The organism is Limnohabitans sp. 2KL-1 (genome assembly GCF_003063435.1).
Taxonomy (GTDB): domain Bacteria; phylum Pseudomonadota; class Gammaproteobacteria; order Burkholderiales; family Burkholderiaceae_C; genus Limnohabitans_A.
The window spans coordinates 682,649-706,533 of sequence record NZ_NESL01000001.1; the positions used below are offsets into that span (position 1 = coordinate 682,649).

General features: G+C 60.0%; 26 protein-coding genes. 15 read left to right on the top strand and 11 right to left on the bottom strand.

Annotation, left to right across the window (positions count from 1 at the left end; all coding sequences use genetic code 11):
- Positions 1-5 precede the first annotated feature (5 nt).
- Positions 6-1,295 carry a diaminopimelate decarboxylase gene (lysA, locus tag B9Z47_RS03120; RefSeq protein WP_108329749.1) on the bottom strand — a complete coding sequence of 430 codons (1,290 nt, stop codon included), beginning with the start codon at positions 1,293-1,295 and terminating at the stop codon, positions 6-8.
- Between the two features lie 51 nt (positions 1,296-1,346).
- Entirely contained in the window at positions 1,347-1,565 is a 219-nt protein-coding gene (locus B9Z47_RS19155; RefSeq protein ID WP_108329750.1) for a lipoprotein, read from the bottom strand.
- A gap of 12 nt (positions 1,566-1,577) precedes the next feature.
- On the opposite strand from B9Z47_RS19155, the gene cyaY reads away from it, so the two are divergent.
- Positions 1,578-1,907 (top strand): iron donor protein CyaY, encoded by a 330-nt coding sequence (gene cyaY / locus B9Z47_RS03130; protein WP_108329751.1) that lies wholly within the window; start codon positions 1,578-1,580, stop codon positions 1,905-1,907.
- Positions 1,908-1,964: 57 nt separating this feature from the next.
- Here cyaY and B9Z47_RS03135 read toward each other — a convergent pair whose 3' ends face one another.
- A complete protein-coding gene (locus B9Z47_RS03135; RefSeq protein WP_108329752.1) occupies positions 1,965-4,352 on the bottom strand; it encodes a penicillin-binding protein 1A in 2,388 nt (795 codons plus the stop codon).
- Positions 4,353-4,571: 219 nt separating this feature from the next.
- On the opposite strand from B9Z47_RS03135, the gene B9Z47_RS03140 reads away from it, so the two are divergent.
- The 10 genes from B9Z47_RS03140 (at position 4,572) to B9Z47_RS03185 (ending at position 13,756) form a co-directional block, all read left to right on the top strand.
- Positions 4,572-5,285, top strand: a complete 714-nt coding sequence (locus tag B9Z47_RS03140) for a hypothetical protein (protein WP_108329753.1) — start codon at positions 4,572-4,574, stop codon at positions 5,283-5,285.
- Positions 5,285-5,962 (top strand): hypothetical protein, encoded by a 678-nt coding sequence (locus B9Z47_RS03145; RefSeq protein WP_108329754.1) that lies wholly within the window; start codon positions 5,285-5,287, stop codon positions 5,960-5,962. The genes B9Z47_RS03140 and B9Z47_RS03145 overlap by 1 nt, the downstream gene beginning before the upstream one ends.
- The gene (locus B9Z47_RS03150) at positions 5,959-6,987 is read left to right on the top strand and encodes a hypothetical protein (protein WP_146185748.1); all 1,029 of its coding nucleotides are present in this window, start codon (positions 5,959-5,961) and stop codon (positions 6,985-6,987) included. The genes B9Z47_RS03145 and B9Z47_RS03150 overlap by 4 nt, the downstream gene beginning before the upstream one ends.
- Complete coding sequence (locus B9Z47_RS03155) at positions 6,984-8,426, top strand: type IV pilus secretin PilQ (RefSeq protein ID WP_108329756.1); 1,443 nt, start codon at positions 6,984-6,986, stop codon at positions 8,424-8,426. Before B9Z47_RS03150 ends, B9Z47_RS03155 begins: the two co-directional genes overlap by 4 nt.
- A 141-nt stretch (positions 8,427-8,567) precedes the next feature.
- Positions 8,568-9,134: a shikimate kinase gene (locus tag B9Z47_RS03160; protein WP_108329757.1), complete on the top strand. Its 567-nt coding sequence runs from the start codon at positions 8,568-8,570 to the stop codon at positions 9,132-9,134.
- Between the two features lie 141 nt (positions 9,135-9,275).
- On the top strand, positions 9,276-10,016 hold the full coding sequence (locus B9Z47_RS03165; RefSeq protein ID WP_108329758.1) for a TetR/AcrR family transcriptional regulator: 741 nt from the start codon (positions 9,276-9,278) through the stop codon (positions 10,014-10,016).
- Positions 10,017-10,050: 34 nt separating this feature from the next.
- Positions 10,051-11,862: an acyl-CoA dehydrogenase C-terminal domain-containing protein gene (locus tag B9Z47_RS03170; protein WP_108329759.1), complete on the top strand. Its 1,812-nt coding sequence runs from the start codon at positions 10,051-10,053 to the stop codon at positions 11,860-11,862.
- Between the two features lie 23 nt (positions 11,863-11,885).
- On the top strand, positions 11,886-12,326 hold the full coding sequence (locus tag B9Z47_RS03175) for a DUF2147 domain-containing protein (RefSeq protein WP_108329760.1): 441 nt from the start codon (positions 11,886-11,888) through the stop codon (positions 12,324-12,326).
- A 65-nt stretch (positions 12,327-12,391) separates the two neighbouring features.
- A complete protein-coding gene (locus tag B9Z47_RS03180; RefSeq protein WP_108329761.1) occupies positions 12,392-13,156 on the top strand; it encodes an enoyl-CoA hydratase in 765 nt (254 codons plus the stop codon).
- Positions 13,157-13,273: 117 nt separating this feature from the next.
- The gene (locus tag B9Z47_RS03185; protein WP_108329762.1) at positions 13,274-13,756 is read left to right on the top strand and encodes a thioesterase family protein; all 483 of its coding nucleotides are present in this window, start codon (positions 13,274-13,276) and stop codon (positions 13,754-13,756) included.
- 30 nt (positions 13,757-13,786) lie between these two features.
- Here B9Z47_RS03185 and B9Z47_RS03190 read toward each other — a convergent pair whose 3' ends face one another.
- On the bottom strand, positions 13,787-14,197 hold the full coding sequence (locus B9Z47_RS03190; RefSeq protein WP_108329763.1) for an acyl-CoA thioesterase: 411 nt from the start codon (positions 14,195-14,197) through the stop codon (positions 13,787-13,789).
- Between the two features lie 41 nt (positions 14,198-14,238).
- Here B9Z47_RS03190 and B9Z47_RS03195 point away from each other — a divergent pair, with 41 nt between their 5' ends.
- Positions 14,239-16,077: an ABC transporter ATP-binding protein/permease gene (locus tag B9Z47_RS03195; RefSeq protein ID WP_108329764.1), complete on the top strand. Its 1,839-nt coding sequence runs from the start codon at positions 14,239-14,241 to the stop codon at positions 16,075-16,077.
- Positions 16,078-16,255: 178 nt separating this feature from the next.
- Here B9Z47_RS03195 and B9Z47_RS03200 read toward each other — a convergent pair whose 3' ends face one another.
- From B9Z47_RS03200 to B9Z47_RS03225, 6 genes are all read right to left on the bottom strand, one after another.
- The gene (locus B9Z47_RS03200) at positions 16,256-17,356 is read right to left on the bottom strand and encodes a 2Fe-2S iron-sulfur cluster-binding protein (RefSeq protein WP_108329765.1); all 1,101 of its coding nucleotides are present in this window, start codon (positions 17,354-17,356) and stop codon (positions 16,256-16,258) included.
- A gap of 24 nt (positions 17,357-17,380) precedes the next feature.
- Positions 17,381-17,932 carry a 1,2-phenylacetyl-CoA epoxidase subunit PaaD gene (gene paaD, locus B9Z47_RS03205; RefSeq protein ID WP_369911705.1) on the bottom strand — a complete coding sequence of 184 codons (552 nt, stop codon included), beginning with the start codon at positions 17,930-17,932 and terminating at the stop codon, positions 17,381-17,383.
- Positions 17,933-17,941: 9 nt separating this feature from the next.
- Positions 17,942-18,724, bottom strand: coding sequence for a 1,2-phenylacetyl-CoA epoxidase subunit PaaC (gene paaC, locus B9Z47_RS03210; RefSeq protein WP_108330064.1), 783 nt, complete (start codon positions 18,722-18,724; stop codon positions 17,942-17,944).
- Between the two features lie 8 nt (positions 18,725-18,732).
- A complete protein-coding gene (gene paaB / locus B9Z47_RS03215) occupies positions 18,733-19,029 on the bottom strand; it encodes a 1,2-phenylacetyl-CoA epoxidase subunit PaaB (protein ID WP_108329766.1) in 297 nt (98 codons plus the stop codon).
- Positions 19,026-20,057: a 1,2-phenylacetyl-CoA epoxidase subunit PaaA gene (gene paaA / locus B9Z47_RS03220; protein WP_108329767.1), complete on the bottom strand. Its 1,032-nt coding sequence runs from the start codon at positions 20,055-20,057 to the stop codon at positions 19,026-19,028. The genes paaB and paaA overlap by 4 nt, the downstream gene beginning before the upstream one ends.
- Before the next feature lie 140 nt (positions 20,058-20,197).
- Positions 20,198-21,085, bottom strand: coding sequence for a 23S rRNA (adenine(2030)-N(6))-methyltransferase RlmJ (locus B9Z47_RS03225; RefSeq protein ID WP_108329768.1), 888 nt, complete (start codon positions 21,083-21,085; stop codon positions 20,198-20,200).
- Positions 21,086-21,282: 197 nt separating this feature from the next.
- On the opposite strand from B9Z47_RS03225, the gene rplM reads away from it, so the two are divergent.
- The 3 genes from rplM (at position 21,283) to erpA (ending at position 22,661) form a co-directional block, all read left to right on the top strand.
- Positions 21,283-21,714, top strand: a complete 432-nt coding sequence (gene rplM, locus B9Z47_RS03230; protein WP_108329769.1) for a 50S ribosomal protein L13 — start codon at positions 21,283-21,285, stop codon at positions 21,712-21,714.
- Between the two features lie 11 nt (positions 21,715-21,725).
- Positions 21,726-22,118 carry a 30S ribosomal protein S9 gene (rpsI, locus tag B9Z47_RS03235; RefSeq protein ID WP_019426472.1) on the top strand — a complete coding sequence of 131 codons (393 nt, stop codon included), beginning with the start codon at positions 21,726-21,728 and terminating at the stop codon, positions 22,116-22,118.
- A 177-nt stretch (positions 22,119-22,295) separates the two neighbouring features.
- Positions 22,296-22,661, top strand: a complete 366-nt coding sequence (gene erpA, locus B9Z47_RS03240) for an iron-sulfur cluster insertion protein ErpA (RefSeq protein ID WP_053172302.1) — start codon at positions 22,296-22,298, stop codon at positions 22,659-22,661.
- 33 nt (positions 22,662-22,694) lie between these two features.
- On the opposite strand, the gene B9Z47_RS03245 is transcribed toward erpA, so the two are convergent.
- A complete protein-coding gene (locus tag B9Z47_RS03245; protein WP_108329770.1) occupies positions 22,695-23,834 on the bottom strand; it encodes an anhydro-N-acetylmuramic acid kinase in 1,140 nt (379 codons plus the stop codon).
- Between the last annotated feature and the right edge of the window lie 51 nt (positions 23,835-23,885).

Below are 23,885 nucleotides of genomic sequence, written 5' to 3' on the forward strand. Positions count from 1 at the left end.
CCAGATCAGACCAGCTGTTCCAGCGCAAAGGTGTCAAACGCCGATTCGCGCTGACGGATCAGGTGGGCGTTTGTGCCGTCTACCAAAATTTCGGCGGCGCGGCCTCGGGTGTTGTAGTTGCTGGCCATGCTCATGCAGTAGGCACCTGCTGACAGGACGGCGAGCACGTCACCGGCTTGCACCAGCAACTGGCGGTCGCGGCCGATCCAGTCGCCGCTCTCGCACACGGGGCCCACGATGTCGTACACCTCGCCAGTACCTTCACTCGTGCGGGGGGTGACCGGCACGATTTGGTGAAACGCCTGGTACATGGCCGGGCGGGGCAGGTCGTTCATGGCGGCGTCGACGATGCAAAAGTTCTTTTGCTCACCGGGCTTCAGATACAGCACCTCGGTCAGGCACACGCCGGCATTGCCCACCAGTGAGCGGCCTGGCTCAATCATGATCTGGCGCTGGCCGTAGCCGCGTGCATCCAGCTTGGCCAGCAACTGTGCCCACAGCGCATCGGCTTCGGGCGGTGTGTCGCCGTTGTAGTTGATGCCCAAGCCGCCGCCAAAGTCGATGTGTTGAATCGGGATGCCTGCTGCCTCAATCTCACCTACCAAATCCAGCACGCGGTCCATGGCGTCCAGATAGGGCGTGGTTTCTGTGATTTGCGAGCCAATGTGGCAGTCGATACCCACGACCTTCAGGCCCTTTAGGCTGGCCGCATGGCGGTAGGCGCGCAAGGCATCTTCGTGGGCAATGCCGAATTTGTTGCCTTTGAGGCCCGTCGAGATGTAGGGGTGGGTCTTCGCGTCCACATTGGGGTTAACGCGCAAGCTGACCGGTGCTTTCAGATTCAAGCTGACCGCCACTTCGCTGAGCACATCGAGTTCGGCTTCGCTTTCCACGTTGAAGCAGCCAATGCCCACTTGCAGCGCCTGCTTCATCTCGGCGCGTGTTTTACCCACACCTGAAAAAATAACTTTGGCCGGGTCAGCGCCTGCCGCCAGCACGCGGGCCAGTTCGCCACCTGAGACGGTGTCAAAACCACAACCGGCATCGGCAAAGACCTGCAGCACGGCCAGGGTGGAGTTGGCTTTCATGGCGTAGCAAATTTGGGCCTTGCGCCCGGCAAAGCCGCGTTGGTAGGCGGCCAGTGCCGACAACATGGCGGCTTTGGAATACACGAACAGGGGCGTGCCGTGTTCACGCGCCAGGTCAGACAGGCGCACGCCCTCCACCATGAGTTGATCGCCTGCATAAGCGATGTGGGGTTGGCCGGGCAGGGTGGCGTTGAGCGATGCGGTCATGGGCGGGGGAGGTTTAAAGCAGGCAAAGGGGTGGCAGTTCAGAAACAGGAATCACGGCACCCTGGTGGGGTCGGGCCTTGTTTTCGTGGCGGGCTGCGGTTCTATCGGTGAGGGGTGAAAGGGGTTCAGTGCTTCAGGCAAGGTGGCTCGCCCCGCTGATGCGGGCGTGTTGGGTAGGACGAGAGGCCCCCGCTGCCCGCAAGCGGTCAATACGGCCGCACCCGCCACAAGGGCATGTGCGGTGACTAGAATCCTTGTTAACTTCAACATGCAGTGATTGTAATGACCGACCTTGAATTCATGGACCAAGCCGAGCGCCTGTTGGCGGGCGTCGAGACGCGCTGCGATCACTTGAATGATCACACCGATGCCGATATCGACAACCAGCGGGTTGGGGGCATGGTGACCTTGACTTTTCCCAACCGAAGCCAGATCGTGATCAACTTGCAAAAACCCCTGCACGAAGTGTGGCTGGCCGCACGCTGTGGTGGCTTTCATTACAAGTTTGATGGCCAGCGCTGGGTTGACACCAAGGGGCAGGGTGAGTTTTGGGAGAGTCTGTCTCGCTATGCATCTGAACAGTCAGGGCAAGCGTTGTTGTTCAATTCTTGACGGACGCAGCGCAGGGCTAGTCAAAGGCTTAAAGCCCTGCATGTGGCGTGCAGGGCTTTAATTTTTGAACAAATCAAGAATGCGGCTGCGCTCTTCAGCGGGTGGCAGGTTTTCTGGTGCCTTGTTGCTTTCTGAGGGGGTGCCCAGCGAGTGGATGCCGCCCCCTCGTGCGAATTCATCGTAAATCCATTCACCGCCGATGTTCACCAAGCCTTCTGCAACGGCAGGCTCCGATACGGGCAGCCCCCGCAAGGCGGTTTCCATGAATTTGATCCAGACCGGCAGGCTCAAGCCTCCGCCGGTTTCGCGATCACCAAGTTTGCGTGGCGTGTCGTAACCGATCCACACCACAGCCGCCAGGTTGGGTTGGTAACCGGCAAACCAAGCGTCCATGGCATCGTTGGTGGTGCCCGTTTTGCCATAGACGTCGGGGCGTTGAAGCGTCGCTTGGGCGCGTGCTGCCGTGCCCGAGCGTGTCACCTCCTGCAATAAACTGGTCATCAAATAAGCATTGCGTGCGGGGATGGTGCGCTGCGCTTCCTCTGGGTGTGACGGCGCGGGGGTGTCGACCAGAATCCGGTCTTTGTAGTCAGCGATGCGGTTGATCAAATGCGGTTGAACCCGATAGCCACCATTGGCAAAGACCGAGTAGCCCGTGGCCATTTGCATCACGGTCACCGAACCTGCGCCGAGTGCCATGGTCAGATAGGGCGGGTGTTTGTCTGCATCGAAACCAAACCGCGTGATCCATTCCTGTGCATTGCGGGCCCCCACAGATTGCAACACCCGAATGGACACCATGTTTTTGGATTTGGCCAAGCCTTTGCGCAGACTCATTGGGCCATCAAAGCTGCCGTCATAGTTTTTAGGTTCCCAGGGTTGGCCGCCTGTGACACCACCGTCAAAAAACAAGGGCGCATCGTTCACGATGGTCGATGGGGTGAAGCCTTTTTCCAGAGCCGCAGAGTAAATGAACGGTTTGAAGCTGGAGCCGGGCTGACGCCAAGCCTGGGTCACATGGTTGAACTTGTTCTTGGCAAAGTCAAAACCCCCGACCAAAGCCCGGATGGCACCTGATTGAGGGGTGATGGCGACCAAGGCCCCTTCGACCTCGGGCAGTTGTGTGATTTCCCAGCCACCTTTGGGCATTTGAACCACGCGGATCACCGCGCCTCTTCGGATCTGTTTGGCCGAAGGGGCTTTGTCTGCCAAGCCCGATTGGACAGGCTTCAGGCCTTCTCCGGTGATGGTCAGTTGCTCGCCGTTTTGACGGATGGCGACCACTTTCTTGAGGGAGGCTTCCAGCACCACGGCAGCCATGACATCCCCGTTGTCGGGATGGTCGTCCAGTGCATCGTCAATGGCTTCATCGATTTTCTTGGGGTCAGAGGGCAAATCGATGAACTGTTCAGGGCCGCGGTAAATTTGGCGTCGTTCAAAGTCCATCAGGCCTTGCCGCAGTGCACGGTAGGCTGCAGCTTGCTCCTGGGACTGGATGGTGGTGTAAACATTCAAGCCACGGGTGTAGGTTTCTTGGCCGTATTGGGCAAAGACCATTTGCCGTACAGTTTCGGCCACGTATTCGGCATGCAGGGTTTTCCGGTCGGCAGAGGAGCGCAGACGAAGGGGCTCCGCTTTGGCTTGGGCAGCTTGCTGGGCTGTGATGTAGCCGTTTTCTTCCATGCGCTCAATGATGTGCAGTTGCCGAGAGCGTGCGCGTTTGGGGTTGCTGATGGGGTTGTAGGAGGATGGCGCTTTGGGCAAACCTGCCAGCATGGCCGCTTCAGCGATGGTGATTTCTTTCAGGGGTTTGCCAAAGTAGGTTTCTGCTGCCGAGGCAAAACCGTAAGCCCGGTTGCCCAGAAAGATCTGGTTCATGTAGATCTCCAGAATCTGGTCTTTGCTCAGCATGTGCTCGAGTTTGTAGGTCAGCAAGATCTCATAGATTTTTCGGGTGTAGGTTTTTTCTGAGGACAGGTAGACATTGCGTGCCACCTGCATCGTGATGGTGGACGCACCTTGACTTTTCATTCGCCCGATATTCGCCACGCCCGCGCGCAAAATGCCCACGTAATCCACGCCACCGTGCTGATAAAAGCGGTTGTCTTCGATGGCCAGAATGGCGTCTTTCAAAACTTGAGGGATGTCCTTGATGGGGGTGAGGTTGCGGCGTTCTTCGCCGAATTCCCCCATCAATTGTCCATCTGCGGTGTACACCCGCAAAGGCAGCTTGGGTTTGTAGTCGGCCAGGTCAGAGATGTCGGGCAGGTTGGGGTAAGCCATCACCATCGCGACAGCCACCACCATCAGCAGCACCACCAGGCCCGCGGCAACAAGGCCCAAAGCCCACAACAACAACTGAGTCAACCGCCTGCCAAGGAGCGAAGACCTGGGGCTTTGGCGGGTTGAATGAGAGGCGTCCGAGGCGTTGTCTTTGGAGGGCATAAGGCGGGTCTTGAAGGCGACCAGCGGATTGCCGGACGCCAGACATTATAAAAATCTTGCTCTGGCTGGCCGTGTTTAAAAAACAGGAATCAATAACTTAAGTGGTATTAAAAGTTTGTTGAAACGCGAAATTCATGTTACAAAACCTGACACGGCAAGCCGTTGAGGACGTTGAACAGGGGGCAATACATGCAAGGCTGGTCTCGGTTTTGGCAACGAATGACAAGCCGTCCCCTGCGCCATTCTTGGGGGTTGGCCCATGATGGCGCGGCTTGGGCTTTGGTTGGCCTGGTGATGCACAAAGCCCAAGGCGTGAAGGTTCACACCAATCTGAAAATTGACCACGCCGAAGAGCACTCGGCCGAGCCGGGCTTCAGTGCAGGCTTGAGCCAAGTGGACGCCCGTGCAGGTCGTTCGTCGCGACGGCTTCATGTGTCATTGTCGGCAGATCAAATGGTTTTTGGCGCACTGGAGTTGCCGGCGCAATGGTCACAAGACGCCTTGGCCAGCGAGGTGCAGTTGGAGGTCGCTCAAATGTTGGGGCTTGGCCCCCAAGAGGTTCATTTTGATTTTCAACCGGAAGCCTTTTCCAAAGAGGGTGTGAGGCGTCAGCATTGGGTCGGCTGCGCCCAGAGTCAGATCGACCAGTTGACAGCATCTGCCAAGGCCGCCCATTGGCAAATCGCCAGTGTAGAGCCCGCATGGCATGCCGCGCAAAGGGCGGCGCAGCATCTGCAGGGAGGACTGGTCAGTTTGCTGACCCAGCCCACGCAAGATTGGCAATTTCAGTTGCCGGCTGGATCGGTGCCCGACGATTCGGACGACGCCTTGCTGGGCCGCTTTGGTCCTGATTTCGCCCTCGAGCAAGCTATGAAGTCCTCTGCTGGCCCACGTTTGGTGGCTTCAGGCTTGGCTTTGAAAGCGTGGCTTTGATGCGTCCTTTCAATTTTCTGCAATACCCGGCATTGGCTAGGCAACGCAAAAGCCGTCACCGGTGGCAGACCTCTTTGGCTGGCTTGGTGGTGGGGTTGGCCAGTGCGTGGGGGCTTTTGCAATGGGGACAACAGGCCTTGGCAGACATGCAGCAAGACCGAGCTCGCTTGCAAAAGCGGTTGGACGACATCACGCTGCAGCAGCAGACCCACCACAAACAACAAGCGCTGCAGAAAAAATGGGATCAGCAAGCGCTGCATTTGAGCCAGGTCAGTCAGCAGCAAGCGATCTGGCAGGTTTTACACCGGGCTTTGTTGCAAGAGCCGAATCTCAGTTCGGCGCGCTTTTTGAGTTTGCAAATGGACCCCGACAAGTTCGAGTTGCAGGGCGTGGCACCTGACCTTGAGCGCATGGACGGGGCGCGTCAGCGAGTGTCTCGCGCTTTGATGGAGGCATCCAGTCGTGGTGATGTGAGCCCGGCTCAGCTCGGGGCACCTGTTTTGACTTTGCGCAGTCTGGTCTTGTCTGAGGTGAGACCCGGCGACGCCGCCGATCACCTGCCTCAAACGGCTGGTTTGGAGTTTGTCTGGCAAGGTGCCTGGCCTTTAATCGGCCCATGGCGCGCGCCAGCAGCTCAAGCGGATCAGCCCGCGCCAGGCCGCAAGGGATCACCATGACCTTCGATATGCACTCGTTTTTTCACAGGCCACCCAGTGCCCCTGGTGTGGACAAGTGGTCGGCGTTCAGCCGGGACAAAATACGGTCGCTTGTGCAGCGTTGGGGTTTTGCCATGGCCGGCTTTGCTCTGGGCGTGGTCTGGATGGGGTGGGCTCATGACGATGTGGTGCAGGCTTTTTGGCAAACAGAAGATACCGTGGAGGATTTGCGCGCCAAATTGCCACCTTTGCAAGCCCAGGTGGCCATGAAAGAGGGCGCACACTTGGCAAAGGCCTCGCCTGTGTCATTGGCGTTGTTGCCCACTCACGATCAGCAGCCGCTGATCTGGCCCCGTTTGCAACAGATTTTGGCTCGACACGATGTCCGGCTTTTGTCCTTGCGACCTGTGCCTGATTCCTTGGCGGCACCTTTGGCCAGTCAGGCCATTGCGGTCCATCTGCAAGCCCGCTTCGACGATTGGGTGGACGCTTGGGCTGCCATGAGTGCCAGTGGCCCGGTGTGGTCCATTGAACGTTTGCGCATCACACCGCGAGACACGGGCGTGGACCTGGAGGTGGTGCTGCGGGTGTGGTTGCGCGATGCATCGGCCGACAGTGCCTCTAGCGGGTGGGGGGCGCACGAAATGACGCCGTGGCCTGTGCGCCAAAGAGTGCGCTCGGCGCAAGGCGGCTCTGATGCTGACCGCGTTTTCGCGTCTGCATCCGCGTTTGCATCCCCCGCGGGTGTCATGTCGTCACGCTGGAGGCCGCCGCCGCCACAGGCTGCATTGGTGGAAAGCGAAGAAGTGTTCCGGGCCGATCCCCATGATTGGCCTATGGCCCATGTTCGTTTGGCAGGCATTTGGCAGGACGCACAAGATCGACAAGCCATTTTGTTGGCGGGGCCGCATTGGGTGCGCGCACGACAGGGCCAAAGGGTCACCCGTGAGGGGCACACGGTTGAGCGCATCGAGGCCGACAGGATCAGTTTGCGTGCTGGGCAAGGGGCCTTGGAAATTTTGACTTTTGCAAAGGTGCAGCCATGAAGTCCATGACCTCATCTGTGGTGATTTGGCGCACTTGCATGGGCGTCATGGCCCTCATGGGTTGCGGGCTACCGTCATGGGCGCAGACTCAACCTCAACCTCAACCTCAACCTCAGACGGTCGCGCCTGTCCTGGAGGCCAGTGTGTCCCATGGGTTCAAACCCATCAGCCTGAATTTCCAGAACATCGACATCAGAACCTTGCTGCAGGTGTTTGCCGATTTCACAGGGTTGAACCTGGTGGCCACCGACAGTGTCAGCGGGGCCGTGACGGTGCGCCTGACCGATGTGCCCTGGCCGCAGGCCTTGCAGATTGTCTTGCAGTCCAAGGGTTTGGCTTCGCGGCAGGACGGACGCGTGTTGTGGGTGGCACCACAAGAGGAGTGGGCATTGCGTGAGAAAAAGCAACTGGACGCACAGGCGGCGCTGGAGGCGGTCAGCCCTTTGCAGATGCTGACCATGCGCTTGCAATACGCGCGAGCTGGCGAGGTGGCGCAGCGATTGCAAGGCGGTGTGGCTGGCAGTTCAGGGGCTGGTCGCTGGCTCAGCAGCAGGGGCAGTGTGATGGCTGAGCCACGCACCAACCAGCTTTTCATTTCCGATCTGCCCGCCCGTTTGGCCGATGTTCAAAAACTGCTGGCGCAACTGGATGTGCCGGTCAGGCAGGTCTTGATCGAGGCGCGCATCGTGGAGGCCGATGACCAGTTTGGGCAGTCGCTCGGGGTGCGGCTGGGAACGGGCATGCAGGTGCCGTTGCGCATGAACAACCGGGCCAATACCCTGGCCTTGGGGGCGAGCAACGCCGTCACTGCAGCCGGGGTTGTGACAGGGAACCAAGTTAATTTTCCAGCGGGTTCGGCAGGGCAGACGCTCAACACACCCGCCAGCTTTGCGGTGTCCTTGTTCAATGCGGCTGCCGACCGTTTCATCAATGTGGAGATATCAGCGCTGGAGGCCGATGGTCGGGGCACGGTGGTTTCGCGGCCCAGAGTGGTCACCGCCGATCAGACCAAAGCCCTGATCGAGCAAGGCACCGAGTTGCCTTATCAGACCGCGTCGGCCAGTGGCGCGACGTCCATCACGTTCCGCAAGGCCAACCTGAAATTGGAGGTCACGCCGCAAATTACCCCCGATGGGTCGGTGGTGCTGGAGGTGGACGTCAACCGTGACAGTGTGGGGCAGATCACGCCTGCTGGTTACGCGATCAATACCAAGCATGTCAAAACCCAGGTGCGGGTGGAGGACGGCGGTACGGTGGTGCTGGGCGGTATTTACGAAGAAACCGACCGCAACAACGAGGCCAAGGTGCCCGGCCTGGGGGATGTGCCCGGCCTGGGCTGGTTGTTCAAGAACCGTGACCAAGCGCAGCGCAAGAGCGAATTGTTGATTTTCCTCACCCCCCGGGTGATGGCCGATGGTCCGGCGGCCATGCCGCCTTGAGCCGCTGCAGCTGGTTTGGCCCGAGCCACGAGGGTTTCACCACACAGGGGCGGCAACCGTGTGGGGTCGAATACACTTGCAAACTTCGAACGGCAGGCCCGAATCCCAGGCCGTCGCCGATTTTTTCAGTGCGAGATTTCCTTGAGCATCATTTTTGTGGGCCTTCCGGGCTCAGGCAAAACCACCATTGGCAGGCAATTGGCGCGCCGGTTGGGGGTGCCTTTTGTCGATTCTGACCATGTGATCGAGCACCGTCTGGGTTGTTCGATCAGGGAGTTTTTCGCGCGCGAGGGCGAGGACAGTTTTCGTGATGTCGAACAAGAGGTGTTGGACGATCTGACCCGGAACCATCAAGGCGTGATCGCCACAGGCGGTGGCTCGGTCTTGCGCGAAGCCAATCGCCGTCATTTGCGTGAACGCGGGCATGTGATTTATCTGCGTTCCAGCCCGGAAGACGTGTTTCGCCGGGTGCGGCACGACACGGCACGTCCTTTGTTGCAGGTGGACGACCCCTTGAGTCGTCTGCGTGCCTTATTCGAGGCACGCGATCCGCTTTACCGCGAGGCGGCCCATTTTGTCATCGAGACGGGGCGTCCCTCCGTGGCCACCTTGGTCAACATGATCCTCATGCAACTGGAACTGGCAGGCCACTTGCCCACCACAGTGCTACCTGCCGCGGCGTTGTCGGGGCCTCAAGCGCAGCCCTGAACAGGCCGTTGACCTGGTTCGATCCGTCGCCTTGGTGTGCCGCGCTGGCTGCCCCCCTGATTTACCCTGATTCGAGCGGGGCAGAGCGTCTTTGCCAGCAATTTGGTGCAAAATAGAACGACCGTTCTTTTTTGTTGCGCCATGACCGATTCCAAATTGCCCCGTAAAAACGAAGGCACGCCTCCTTCTGAGGCGGGCCGCCGTGTGCTGATCAAGGGCCAGCAAACCAAGGCGATCATCATCGATGCTGCGCTGGGGCTTGCGTCCCAGATCGGTCTGGAAGGTTTGTCGATCGGGGCTGTGGCCGAGGTCACGGGCATGAGCAAGTCGGGTGTTTTCGCGCACTTTGGCTCACGTGAAGAGCTGCAAATTTCGGTCATCCGTGAATACCATGACCGATTTGAAGCCGAAGTGTTTTACGCGGCCATGCAAAAACCCCGTGGTGTCCCGCGCCTGCAGGCCTTGTTTGACAACTGGATGGTGCAGACTTCGGCCGAAATCGATTCGGGTTGCATTTACATCAGTGGGGCGGTGGAGTTTGATGACCGCAGCGGCCCTGTGCGCGACGCATTGGCTTCGTCGGTGGCCACCTGGCAAACCGCTTTGCGACGGGCTGTGGAGCTGGCCCAGGCCGAAGGTCAACTCAGCCGCGAGGCCGATGCGCACCAGATTGCCTTTGAAATCCACGGGCTCATTTTGGCCTTGCATTACGAAGCACGTTTTTTGCGCAACCCCGATGCGGCTCAGCGTGCCCGTCGTGGCTTTGCACACATTCTGGCCCGTTACGCGGCGCTACCCTGCGCACCATCAGCAAGCCCGGTCTCTTTGACTGCGCCTGCTCGACAGGCGTCCAAGACCCGACGTCCAACGGCGTCTAAGTGATTTTCAATTTTACTTTTTTGATTCAGGAGCCGACATGCCCATCTACAACCCACCCCTTCGCGACATGCAGTTTGTTTTGCATGAGCTGCTCAGCGTGAGCGATGAATTCAAGGCCTTGCCCAAGCACGCCGAGACCGATGCCGACACCATCAATGCGGTGCTCGAAGAAGGTGGCAAGTTCGCGTCCGAGGTGGTCTTTCCCCTCAACATCTCGGGCGACACCCAGGGCTGCACGCTCAACCGCGACACACACGAGGTCAAAGCCCCTGATGGCTTCAAGGCCGCCTATCAGCAGTACGTGGCCGGGGGCTGGCCATCGCTGAGCTGCGACCCCGAGTTTGGCGGCCAGGGCCTGCCTTTTGTGGTCAACCAGTGCTTTTACGAAATGCTCAACTCGTCCAACCAGGCCTGGACCATGTACCCCGGCCTGTCGCACGGCGCTTATGAAGCCTTGCATGCACACGGCACGCCCGAACAAAAAGCCTTGTATCTGCCCAAGCTGACCAGTGGCGAATGGACTGGCACCATGTGCCTGACTGAGCCGCACTGCGGCACCGACCTGGGCCTGCTGCGCACCAAGGCCGAACCGCAGGCCGATGGCACTTACCGCATCACGGGGCAAAAGATTTTCATCAGCGCGGGCGAGCACGACCTGGCCGCCAACATCGTGCACCTGGTGCTGGCCCGTTTGCCCGATGCGCCGCCCGGCAGCAAAGGCATCAGCCTGTTCCTGGTGCCCAAGTTCAAGGTGGCGGCTGACGGCAGCATGGGCGAGCGCAACGGCATTTACTGCGGCGGCATCGAGCACAAGATGGGCATCCACGGCAATGCCACCTGCCAGATGGTTTTGGACGAAGCCGTGGGGACCCTGGTGGGCCAACCCAACAAAGGGCTGGCCGCGATGTTCGTGATGATGAACGCTGCTCGCTTGGGCGTGGGCAACCAGTCGCTCGGTTTGACCGAGGTGGCCTACCAAAATGCATTGGCCTATGCCAAAGACCGTGTGCAGATGCGCTCGCTCACCGGGGTCAAGGCCCCCGGAAAACCGGCCGATCCGATCATCGTTCACCCCGATGTGCGCCGCATGCTGATGACCGCCAAGGCCTATGCCGAAGGAGGCCGCGCACTGGCTTGCTACTGCGCTTTGTTGCTCGACAAGGAAGTGAACCACCCCGACGAAGCGGTGCGCGCCGAAGCGGCCGAGCTGGTGGCTTTGCTCACGCCCATCGTCAAGGCCTTCACCACCGACAACGCCTGGGAGGCCACCTCGGCTTGCCAGCAAGTCTTTGGTGGTCACGGCTACATCAAGGAGTGGGGCATGGAGCAGTTCGTGCGCGATGCCCGCATCAACATGATCTATGAAGGCACCAACACCATCCAGTCGCTGGACCTGCTGGGCCGCAAGGTGCTGGGCAACCAGGGCGCATCGCTGCAAAAGTTCGGCAAACAGATCGAAAAACTGGTCAAGGCTGAAATGGCCAACGAAGCCATGGGCGAGTTCATCAAGCCTCTGGCCGATTTGGGTCAAAAACTCACGCAACTGACAGGCGAAGTCGGCATGAAGGCCATGAGCAACGCCGACGAGGTGGGCGCAGCCGCGGTGGACTACCTGCGTGTGGTGGGCCATCTGGTGTTGGGTTACTTCTGGGCCCGCTCGGCGCAGATCGCGCTCAAAAAACTGGCCGAGGCCGAAGAAGAGGCGCAGCGCCCCGATCCGTTCTACCAGGCCAAGCTGCAGACGGCGCGTTTTTACTTCACCCGCTTGATGCCCGAGACTTCGAGCCTGATGCGCCGCATCCGTGCGGGCAGCGATGTGCTGATGGACACCGACGCCGCTCTGGCATGATTTGCCACTCAAGGAGTTCCACCATGAAAAACACCCTTCGAATGAGCACGATGCTCATGGCCAGCTTACTGGCGATGGCTGCCCAAGCCAACAGCCCCGTGGGCCGCTGGCACACCATTGATGACAAAACCGGTGAAACCAGAAGTGTGGTCACCATTGAAGACGCGGGCGGCGTATTGCGCGGCAAAGTCAGCCAAATTTTGCGCAAGGGGGCTCCCCCTGCAGCCACATGTGAAAAATGTACCGATGACCGCAAGGATCAGGCCATTCTGGGGATGGAAATCATCCGGGGTGTCAAAAAGTCTTCGGGCAACGAGTACTGGGAAGGTGGCGAGATCCTTGATCCTGAAGAGGGCAAGCTGTATCGCGTGCGACTGACACCCATTGAGGGGGGCACGAAACTGCAAGTGCGCGGTTTTCTCGGTCCTTTCTGGCGTAACCAGTTGTGGGTCAAGGCCCCCTGAACCTGTTCCCATTCACAGCCGCCGCCCTTTGGGGCGGCCTTTTTTATTTTTGAGACGAGGCCACCATGTCTGACATCCTGACCCACATCGACGCGGGGGTGATGACCATCACCTTCAACCGCCTGGACAAGAAAAACTCCATCACCTCATCCATGTACGCGGCCATGGCCGATGCGGTGGCGCAAGCGGCCACCGACGCCGCCGTCAAGGTGGTGGTGTTCCAGGGGCACGAGAGCATCTTCAGCGCGGGCAATGACATTGGCGACTTTCTGAACAAGCCGCCCAGCACGCAAGACTCGCCCGTGTTCCGCTTTTTGCGCAACATCGCAGCCTTTGAAAAACCGCTGCTCGCCGCGGTGGCCGGGCCTGCGGTGGGCATCGGCACCACCATGCTGTTCCATTGCGACTTGGTGTACGCGGGTGACAACGCGGCGTTTTCCATGCCTTTTGTGAACCTGGGCCTGTGCCCAGAAGCGGCGTCCAGCTTGCTGGTGCCGCGCATGTTTGGTTACCACCGTGCCGCAGAAGCCTTGCTCATGGGCGAGCCTTTCTTTGCCGAAGCTGCGCAGGAAGTGGGTTTGGTCAACCGCGTGGTGCCGCCGACCGAAGTCAACGGTTATGCCCAGGCGCAAGCCCGAAAACTGGCCGCCAAGCCGCTGTCGTCACTCATTGAAACCAAGCGTTTGATGAAGGGCAGCGACACCCAAGCCGTGCTGCAAAAAATGGCCGAAGAAGGCGCCAGCTTTGGCCGCATGCTGCAAGAGCCTGCCGCCAAGGAAGCCTTTGGTGCCTTCATGGAAAAACGCAAGCCGGATTTTTCAAAGCTGTAAGCCTTGATTTCAATGGGCGGCTTGCGTGCATGTGTTGGGGTCTTCAAGCATCGACACACCTCTCTGCGTCGGCACTCGCTGAGTCTGGCGTTGTCCGGCCATCGATAAAATTACCAGATGCCCCATCGCCCAACCGCCCCCGTCGTTCTTGAACCCGAATACATCGAGGGTTTTCGCCAGATCTACGAAGAAAAAATCGTCTTCAACAAGACGCTCGGCCTGAAACTGGTCAAGGTCACACCCGAGGGCGTGGAGGCCCGCATCGACATGCGGCCGGAGTTGGTGGGGCACTTTGCCTACAACCGCATTCATGGCGGCGTCATCAGCGCGGTGCTCGATGCCATCGGCAGCGCGGCCGTGATGGCGGCCTTGGCTGCCAAGCACATGGACGAAACGCCGGCCAAGCGCCTGGAGCGCTTTGCCAAGCTGGGCACCATCGATTTGCGGGTGGACTATTTGCGTCCGGGCATTGGCGAGCACTTCACCATCACCGCCAACGCCCTGCGCGTGGGCTCGCGGGTGGGATCGTCCCGCATGGAGTTTTGCGGCCCGGACGGCACCCTGATGTCCACCGGCGCTGCGGCTTACATCGTGTCCTGACCGCCTGAGCTTGCGGTCAGAGCCCGCCCATCATTCGGCGGGCACCAACCTCGGTTTGCCTTGGTCATCCACGGCCACATAGGTCAGGTGCGCCTCGGTGACCTTGATGTATTGGCCTTGCAACTGAAAGCGCTCGGCGAACACCTCGACCTTGACGGTGACCGAGGTGCGGCCTACGCGCACGATGCGTGAGAAAAACGACAGGATGTCGCCCACCTTCACGGCCTGTTTGAAGATGAACTCGTTCACCGCCACCGTCGCCATGCGGCCGCGCACGCGCCGCGCGGGCAAGACGGCTCCAGCCAAGTCCACTTGGGCCATGACCCAGCCGCCAAAGATGTCGCCGCTGGCATTGCAATCGGCGGGCATGGGAATGACCTTGAGCACCAGCTCCTGGTCGGTGGGCAAAGCCACGGTGTTCGGGTGGGGGGCGTCAGACATGGGCACAATCGGTGGTTAACATCAAAACCGGATTGTCCCTTATGCGCCACCACGGCGAACCTGCTGCCCCTGTTTCTCCCCACGCCCCAGGCACTGCGCCCGGCGTTGCGGCCGCCCCGCCTGCGGGTGGCGACTGGAAAACCCTGTCGCGCCTCTTGCCCTATTTGTGGCAATACAAGTGGCGTGTGGTCATTGCCCTCACCCTGATGGTGGGTGCCAAGCTGGCCAACGTGAGCGTGCCTTTGCTGCTCAAGGAGCTGGTGGACGCCATGAGCCTCAAGCCCGGCGACCCGCAAGCGGTGCTGGTGGTGCCGGTGGCGCTGCTGGTGGGCTATGGCGCTTTGCGCTTGCTGACCTCGGCTTTCACCGAATTGCGCGAACTGGTGTTTGCCAAAGCCACGCAGGGCGCATCGCGCAGCATTGCCCTGCAGACCTTCGAGCACCTGCATGCCCTGAGCCTGCGCTTTCATTTGGCCAGGCAGACGGGTGGCATGACCCGCGACATCGAGCGCGGCGTGCGCGGCATCGAGTCGCTGATTTCCTATTCGCTCTACAGCATCATCCCGACCCTGATCGAGGTGGGCCTGGTGCTGACGATTTTGGCCGTCAAGTTCGATGTCTGGTTCGCAGGCATCACGCTGCTGGCGCTGGCGCTGTACATCTTTTTCACGGTGCGCATCACCGAGTGGCGTACGCAGTTTCGCAAACAGGCCAACGAGTTTGACTCGGCCGCGCACACCCGTGCCATCGATTCGCTGTTGAATTACGAGACCGTCAAATACTTTGGCAACGAGGTCTTTGAAGCGGGCCGTTACGACGAGAGCCTGGAGCGCCTGCGCGTGGCCCGGCTCAAGGCGCAGACCACCTTGTCGGTGCTCAACACCGGGCAGCAGCTCATCATCGCTGCGGCCCTGGTGGCCATGCTCTGGCGTGCCACCGAGGGGGTGGTGGCCGGGCGCATGACCTTGGGTGACCTGGTCATGATCAACGCCTTCATGATCCAGCTCTACATTCCGCTCAATTTTTTGGGTGTGCTTTACCGCGAGATCAAGCAAAGCCTGACCGATCTGGACAAGATGTTTGTGCTGATGGACCGCGAGCGCGAAGTGGCCGATGCGCCCGGCGCACCCGCGCTGGCCTTGCAGGGTGCCCCCGATGTGGTGTTTGACCGCGTGTCGTTCGCCTACGAGAGCGACCGCCCGATCCTCAAAGACATCAGCTTCACGATTCCTGCGGGTAAAACCGTGGCGGTGGTCGGCCCTTCGGGTTCGGGCAAGTCCACGCTCGCGCGTTTGATGTTCCGCTTTTACGACGTGCAGCATGGCTTTATCCGCATTGCAGGGCAAGACATCCGCCAAGTCACGCAAACCAGTGTGCGCCAAGCCTTGGGCATCGTGCCGCAAGACACGGTGCTGTTCAACGACAGCGTGGCCTACAACATCGCTTATGGCCGACCCGGGGCCAGTCAGGCCGAGATCGAAGGCGCGGCGCGGGCGGCCCGCATCCACGACTTCATCGCGTCCACGCCCAAGGGCTACCAAACCTCGGTGGGTGAGCGGGGCTTGAAGTTGTCGGGCGGTGAAAAGCAGCGTGTGGCCATCGCCCGCACCTTGCTCAAAGACCCGCCGATTCTGGTGTTTGACGAAGCCACCTCGGCGCTGGACTCGGCCAACGAACGCGCCATCCAGGCCGAGCTGGCCAGCGTGGCGCAAAACAAGACGACCCTGGTGATTGCGCACCGCTTGTCCACGGTGGTCGATGCGCACGAAATTCTGGTGATGGACGCCGGGCAAATCATCGAGCGCGGCAACCATGCCGCCTTGCTGGCCATGCAAGGGCGTTACGCCAGCATGTGGGCGCTGCAGCAGTCGGGCGAGTGAACAAGGTGGGCTTGTGCCCGGTGTTGTAGGTCGGACCTTCAGGTCCGACGTTGGCGGCTTCGACTCGGGCTGCATGTCGGGGTTGAAGCCTCCGACAAATGCCCTCTCGCAGGTCGACCTTCAGTCCGATAAACATCTTTTCGCGCAGCGACCATGGCGGGCCCGCTGCGGGGGGGGGTCAGCGTTCGTCGAAGCTCACCACCACCCGATTGCTGGTGGGGCGTGCCTGGCAAGACAGGATGAAGCCTTGCTCGACTTCGGGCTTTTCGAGGGTGAAGTTTTTCTCCATCTCGGTCGTGCCTTCCACCACTTTGCAGCGGCAGGTGCAGCAGACCCCGGCTTTGCACGAGTAGGGCAGGTCCAGGCCCAGTGACAAGGCGATGTCGAGGATTTTTTCGTTCCGGTTCATCGGCATGTCGTAAGGTTTGCCGTCCAGCACCACGGTGAGTTGCACTTCACCTTGCTCGCGTACGGCCGGGTGACCCAGTACGGCCTGGGCACGCGCTTCGGGCGGCAGCGCATCCAGTGTGGGTGAGCTGAAGCGCTCGGTGCGGATGCGTTCGCCTTTCACGCCAGCGCTCAGCAGCGCCTGCTCGGTGGCTTCGATCATGGCCTCTGGCCCGCAAATGAACACTTCGTCCATGCTGCCCACAGGCAAAAATGCGTCGATGATGGCCTGAACTTTGGCGGCGTCGATGCGACCTTCCAGCAAGGGCACTTCTTGCGCTTGGCGTGACAGGATGTGGATCAGCGTCAGGCGGTCGGGGTAGCGGTCTTTCAGGTCTTGCAGCGCTTCGTTGAACATGACGCTGTCCATGCGGCGGTTGCCGTAGACCAAGGTGAATTTGCTCTCGGGCTGTTCTTCGAGGGTGCTGGACAGGATGGACAGGATGGGCGTGATGCCCGAGCCTGCGGCAAAGCCCACCCGGTGGATGGCGCGGGGGCGCTGCACCACAAAGCGGCCATCGGGCGGCATCACGCGCAAGGTGTCGCCGGCCTTGAGTTGGGTGGCGGCCCAGTTGGAGAACACGCCACCCTCGACAGGGCGGATGCCCACTTCGAGCACGCCTTGCTTTTGCAGTTGGCTCCGGGCCGAGCTGATGGAGTAGCTGCGGCGCACGTCAGCGCCGTTGATGTCGGCGCGCAAGGTCAGGAACTGGCCCGGCTGAAAGTCAAAGCTGCTGCGCAGATCGGCAGGCACGTTCAAGGTGATCGCCACAGCGCCTGCCGCTTCGGGGCTCATGCGTGTTATCGGGAGGTCATGAAATCGGGTTGACATGGTGCTTCACTGCGGCAAGGCAGCTCAGTAAGGTTTGAAGTAATCGAAAGGCTCCATGCAGGCCAGGCACCGGTAAAGGGCCTTGCAGGCGGTCGAGCCGAAATGGGAGGTCTCGGTGGTGTTGGCCGAGCCGCATTGCGGGCAGTTCACCACCTCGGGTTTGGCGCTGCGCGCCGCAAACTGCACCACGCTGGACGCGCCCGGTTTTTCTCTGGCGCAGGCGTGAGGTGGGGCGATGCCGTAGGCGCGCAATTTGTCCTTGGCGGCTTCGGTCATCCAGTCGGTGGTCCAGGCCGGGGCCAGTTGCGTGACCACACGGCCTTGCAGGCCGTTGGCTTCAAGCAGGGCTTTCACGTCGTCCTCGATCTGGCCCATGGCCGGGCATCCGCTGTAGGTCGGGGTGATGACCACTTCCAGTCCTGCGGTGCCTTCACGCACATCGCGCAGAATGCCCAGCTCGCGCAGTGTGACGACCGGAATTTCCGGATCGGTCAGTGCGTCGAGCAGGTCCCAAGCGCGGGCCACATCGGCTGTCCGGGTGGAAGCAGCAGAGGACAAAGAGGAGGCCGGGGTCATTGGCATGAATTACCAGGTCGCTTCGGGGTGAGCCCGGGCCAGGCTTTGCATTTCTGCCAGGACAAAACCCAGATGCTCCGAGTGGATGCCTTGCTTGCCCGTGGGCACAAAGCCGCCTGCGGCGGGGCGCTGGAGTGTGGCTTCCTTCAAGGCTTCGTCCACGATCTGGTTCCAGTCGTTTTGCAGGGCCGCCATGTCGATGCCGGTGCCGTTGGCCAGCGCCGCAGCTTCTGCGGGGCTGGTGGTCCAGAACTCTTGCGTGTAGGACATGAATTGGTCGAGCGCGGCCTGCGCCTTGGTGTGCGACTCGGCGGTGCCATCGCCCATGCGCACCAGCCAGTCACGCGAGTGGCGCAGGTGGTAGCGCACTTCCTTGAGCGACTTGGCGGCAATCGCGGCCAATTGCGCGTCCTTGGAGTTTTGCAACTGGTCCCAAACCAGCACCATCAGGCTGCTGTACAAAAAGTTGCGCACGATCGTGGTGGCAAAGTCTCGGTCGCCTGCTGAGGTCGCAGCCATCAGTGGCAAGTGCGGCAGTTCGCACAGGGTGTAGTTTTTGAAGTCAGGCACGTCGCGGAAATACGCCAACGTGTCTTCGGTGGCGCCGCCACCGTGCAGTTCGGCTGCGTGCTGGTAGAGCATGCGGGCTTGACCGATCAGGTCGAGGCTGTTGTTGGACAGCGCGATGTCCTCTTCGAGGATGGGGCCGTGGCCACACCATTCGGCGTTGCGCTGGCCGAGGATCAGCGCGTTGTCGGCGAGGTGCAGCAAATAGTCAATGGGTGCATTCATGGTCGCGCTCACATGTGACCCACTTCTTCGGGGATCACGTAAAACGTTGGGTGACGGTACACCTTGTCGCTGGCCGGGTCGAAAAATTCGGGTTTGTCGTTAGGCTCACTGGCCGAGATGCTGGCCGAGGGCACCACCCAGATGCTCACGCCTTCCTGGCGACGCGTGTACACATCGCGCGCCATTTGAAGGGCGTGCTCGGAATCCGATGCGTGCAGGCTGCCGCAATGCTTGTGTTCCAGGCCTTGCTTGCTGCGGACAAAAACCTCCCACAGAGGCCATTCTTTCAATGCGGCGGTGCTCATGCTGCTTCCTTCATTTGACGTTGCTGTTGTTTTTGGGCGTGGGCCAGCGCCGCTTCGCGCACCCAGGCGCCATCGTTCCAGGCCTTGACACGGGCACCCAGGCGCTCCTTGTTGCAAGGGCCGTTGCCGTTGACGGTGGACCAGAACTCGTCCCAGTCGATCTGACCGTAGTCGTGCGCTTGACGGGCTTCGTTCCATTTCAGGTCGGGGTCGGGCAAGGTCACGCCCAGTACCTTGGCTTGTGGCACGGTGGCGTCCACAAATTTTTGACGCAGGTCATCGTTGCTGATGCGCTTGATCCCCCAGCGCATGCCTTGCGCGCTGTTGGGGCTGTCGGCGTCAGGCGGCCCGAACATGGCCAAGCACTTCCACCACCAGCGGTTCACAGCGTCCTGCACCATGGCTTTTTGTTCGGCGGTGCCTTGCATCATGACCAGCAGGGCTTCGTAGCCTTGGCGCTGGTGGAAGCTCTCTTCTTTGCACACACGCACCATGGCGCGGGCATAGGGGCCATACGAGCAGCGGCACAGGGGCACCTGGTTCATGATGGCCGCGCCATCGACCAGCCAGCCGACCACGCCCACATCGGCCCAGTTGAGGGTGGGGTAGTTGAAGATGGAGCTGTATTTGGCCTTGCCGGTGTGCAGAGCATGGAGCATCTGGTCGCGGCTGGTGCCCAGGGTTTCGGCGGCGCTGTACAGGTACAGGCCGTGGCCGCCTTCGTCTTGCACTTTGGCGATGAGGATGGCTTTGCGCTTCAAGCTGGGGGCGCGGCTGATCCAGTTGCCTTCGGGCAGCATGCCGACGATTTCGCTGTGGGCGTGTTGGCTGATCTGGCGTACCAGGGTCTTGCGGTAGGCCTCTGGCATCCACTCGCGGGGCTCGATGCGGCCATCGGCATCGATGCGAGCGTCAAATTGGGCCTGCAAGGCGGCGTCTTGCACGCTCAGGGCTTTGGGAACGGCCTTCAGACCGGCCGACTTGGCGTCTTCGGAACCGTCCGGGACGCTGAAAGATTGCGTGTACATGGGCTTCTCCTGCGCCAGTCAGGATGGGATGATCGCGGCGCGGGTGCCAGTATATCAATTAACCGACCGATCGGTCGGTTAATTTGAAGGTGTCAGCCATGGGACTTTCCCTGAGCTGTCTGCCTTCGGTTCATGCCGCTTCAGGACGACTCGACTTGCCAGCTTTTGCCTGTGCCGCGAGCCAGGGCGGGGCCCACCACATCCAGCGCCTTGCGGATCTGGTCTTTGAGGGTGAAGGGCGGGTTGATGACAAACATGCCGCTGGCCACCAGACCGCCTACGTCATCAGGGCCTCGGCCAATGGCCAAGGTCGCATTGAGCCAAGGCTTTTGAGATTGGTTGGCCAAGGTGCGCAGGCGTTTTGGCAAATCATGTGCTTCGGGGCGCGGAATGATCGGGTACCAGACCAGGTACGTGCCGGTGGAAAAGCGTTTCAGGTATTCCTGAATGACATTGGCGACCTTGGCGTAATCGGATTTGATTTCGTAGCTGGGGTCAATCAGCACCATCGCCCGCTTGGAGCCTGTGGCCGATGCTGGTGGGGGCAGCAGTTTTTTGAGGGCTTCAAAACCGTCTTCGCGGCTCACGGTGATGGTGCGACCGGCATCCAGCTGGGCGATGTTGGACATCAGGGATTTGCTGTCGGTCGGGTGCAACTCAAACAGGCGCAAGCGGTCTCGCGACTCGTGGCGCATGAGTTTGTGCATCAAAAAGGGCGATCCGGGGTAGATCTTGGCCTGCCCATTGGGGTTGAAGCTGGCAATTTGTTCCAGGTAGTCCTGCACCGGCTCGGGCAGGGCATCGAGCTTTTCTGCAGCGCCCAAGAGCTTGAACAGGCCGTCTTCGGCTTCTGCCCCTTTTTGGGAGTAATCGCCGTCCAGGCGGTACAAACCGGCCCCGGCATGGGTGTCAATGAGGGTGATGCCGGCCTCTTTTTGCATGAGGTGGCGCATGGTGGCGAGCAAAGTGATGTGTTTGAGCACATCCGCATGGTTGCCAGCGTGAAAAGCGTGTCGGTAACTGAACATCCCTTGATGGTAACCAATAACGCCCGCAAGTCCTTGATTTTTCGTATAATAGAAGGCTTCGCAGCGATTCAGTGGTCCCGCGGCGAAGACGCTGACTGCCGCAAGGTACAGGCAAATTCCCACCTAAGAGGCTCCCAACAGAGGCGCACCGACCGTGGAAAAGGACCCGCCAAACCTTTCTTTCAAAGAGAAAACTCATGACAACAACTTTCAGCGCAAAACCCGCTGAGGTCGTGCACGAGTGGTTTGTGATTGACGCGACCAACAAGGTCCTCGGACGAGTAGCCAGCGAAGTTGCTCTCCGTTTGCGCGGCAAACACAAGGCCATTTACACGCCTCACGTCGACACCGGTGACTTCATCGTCATCATCAATGCTGCCCAGCTCAAAGTGACGGGCACCAAGACCATCGACAAAGTGTATTACCGTCACTCGGGCTACCCCGGCGGTATCACTGCAACCAACTTCCGCGACATGCAAGCCAAGCACCCTGGCCGCGCACTCGAGAAGGCCGTCAAGGGCATGTTGCCCAAGGGCCCACTCGGTTACGCCATGATCAAGAAACTCAAGGTGTATGGTGGCGCTGAGCACCCACACACCGCCCAACAGCCTAAAGTGCTGGACATCTAAGGAGCCTTGAGATGATTGGTGAATGGAACAATGGCACAGGCCGTCGCAAATCCAGCGTCGCCCGCGTGTTTCTGAAAAAAGGCACTGGCAAGATCACGGTCAACGGCAAGGACATCCAAGCCTACTTCGGCCGCGAGACTTCGATCATGATCGCCAAGCAACCCCTCATGTTGACCAACCATGCCGAAACTTTCGACATCATGATCAACGTGCACGGCGGTGGCGAATCCGGTCAAGCCGGCGCTTCGCGCCACGGCATCACCCGCGCCCTGATTGACTACGACGCATCGCTCAAGCCCGTGCTGAGCCAAGCTGGTTTTGTCACCCGTGACGCCCGTGAAGTGGAACGTAAAAAGGTCGGCTTGCACTCCGCTCGCCGCCGCAAGCAGTTCTCCAAGCGTTAATCCGCTTTTTCTGCTTCGTCAAAAAGCCGCACCGGTTCGCCGTGGCGGCTTTTTTGCTTTGGTGCTGGGGTGTTTGGCTGTGAAATGCCCACAAGCCCAGTAGCGTTACTGCCCGGCAGAGGTCGTAATTCCCGACCAGCGCGCTATACTATTTGGCATTGAACCCGGAGAAACACCATGAGCGCTGTTGCTGAAAATATCCAGACCGAAATGCCTGCCCCGATTGTCTTCACTGACAGCGCGGCCGCCAAAGTGGCTGACCTGATTGCCGAAGAAGGCAACCCTGATCTGAAACTGCGCGTATTTGTGCAAGGTGGCGGTTGCTCGGGATTCCAGTACGGTTTCACGTTTGACGAAATCACCAACGAAGACGACACGACCATGAGCAAAAACGGCGTGTCTCTGTTGATCGATGCGATGAGCTACCAGTACCTGATTGGGGCCGAGATCGATTACAAGGAAGACCTGCAAGGTGCGCAGTTCGTGATTAAGAACCCGAATGCCACATCGACTTGCGGCTGCGGCTCCTCTTTTTCTGCCTGATGACTCAGGCAGGTGAGCTGACCTCAGCTCACCTCAGCGGGGGTAGATGGCCCCCAGTACACGGGCGCCTCTGGCGCCCGTGACGCTTGGCAGGCTTGCCGTTTCACGCCGTATGGTTTTGAAAGCCAGCCAGGCGAAAGCAGCCGCCTCCACGTGAAGGGGGGGCAGACCCCTGTGATCGCTAGTGGTTACTTTCAAGTCTGGCAAATGGACTGCCAAGCGGCGCATGAGGTGGCTGTTCAGTGCGCCACCGCCGCAAACAATCAGCTCCTCGGCGTCGCAGGCGTGTGATTTGACGTCGTGCGCACATGCTAAAGCGGTGAACTCGGTCAGTGTGGCTTGCACATCTTGTGGCGCAAGGTGCGCATGTGCGTTGAGGTGCTGACGCAGCCAGGTGATGTTGAACAGATCGCGCCCAGTGCTCTTCGGTGGAGACCGATGTAAAAAATCTTCAGTCAGCAGATTGTTCAGTAAATTCAGATCGACCAGGCCTTGGGCGGCCCATGCACCATCTCGATCAAAGGGGGTGCCGATGTGGCTGCTGCACCAAAAATCCATCAAGGCATTCCCGGGGCCACAGTCCCAGCCCATAACCGCGCCATTAGCACCAAGGACGCTGAGGTTGGAAATACCGCCGATGTTCAGTACCCCCACGCACGCGCCAGCTCTCGCAAAAACGCCTTGGTGAAAGGCTGGCACCAGGGGGGCACCCTGACCACCGGCGGCGAGGTCGCGGTTGCGGAAGTCCGCCACCACATCAATGCCGGTCAGTTCGGCGAGCAAAGACGGATTGATCAACTGGACTGTGTAGCCCACGGGGGCCTGTTCAAGCAGGACATCGCCATCAAATTCCAGTGGTCGGTGGCGCACCGTCTGTCCATGCGCGCCAATGGCGGTGATTTGTTGTGCGTTGGTGTGGGTCTGCGCGAGCAAATCATGAACCACTTGGGCGTAATGTCGTGCAATGGCGTTGCTTGCCAATGCGCCGCGGTGAAGTTCATCTGGCCCGCTTTGGTTCAGTTCCAGCAACTGTGCTTGAAAAGATGCTGTAAATGGGACGAAGGCGTGAGCCATGACTTTCAATGAGCCATGGGGGTCGATACCAGCCAACACGCCGTCCACACCATCAAGAGATGTGCCAGACATCAGGCCGATGTATTTTTGCGTGGTCATTGGGTGAGTGCTCCAGGTGCCAGAATGGGCCGGCACCGCGATGGCTGAATG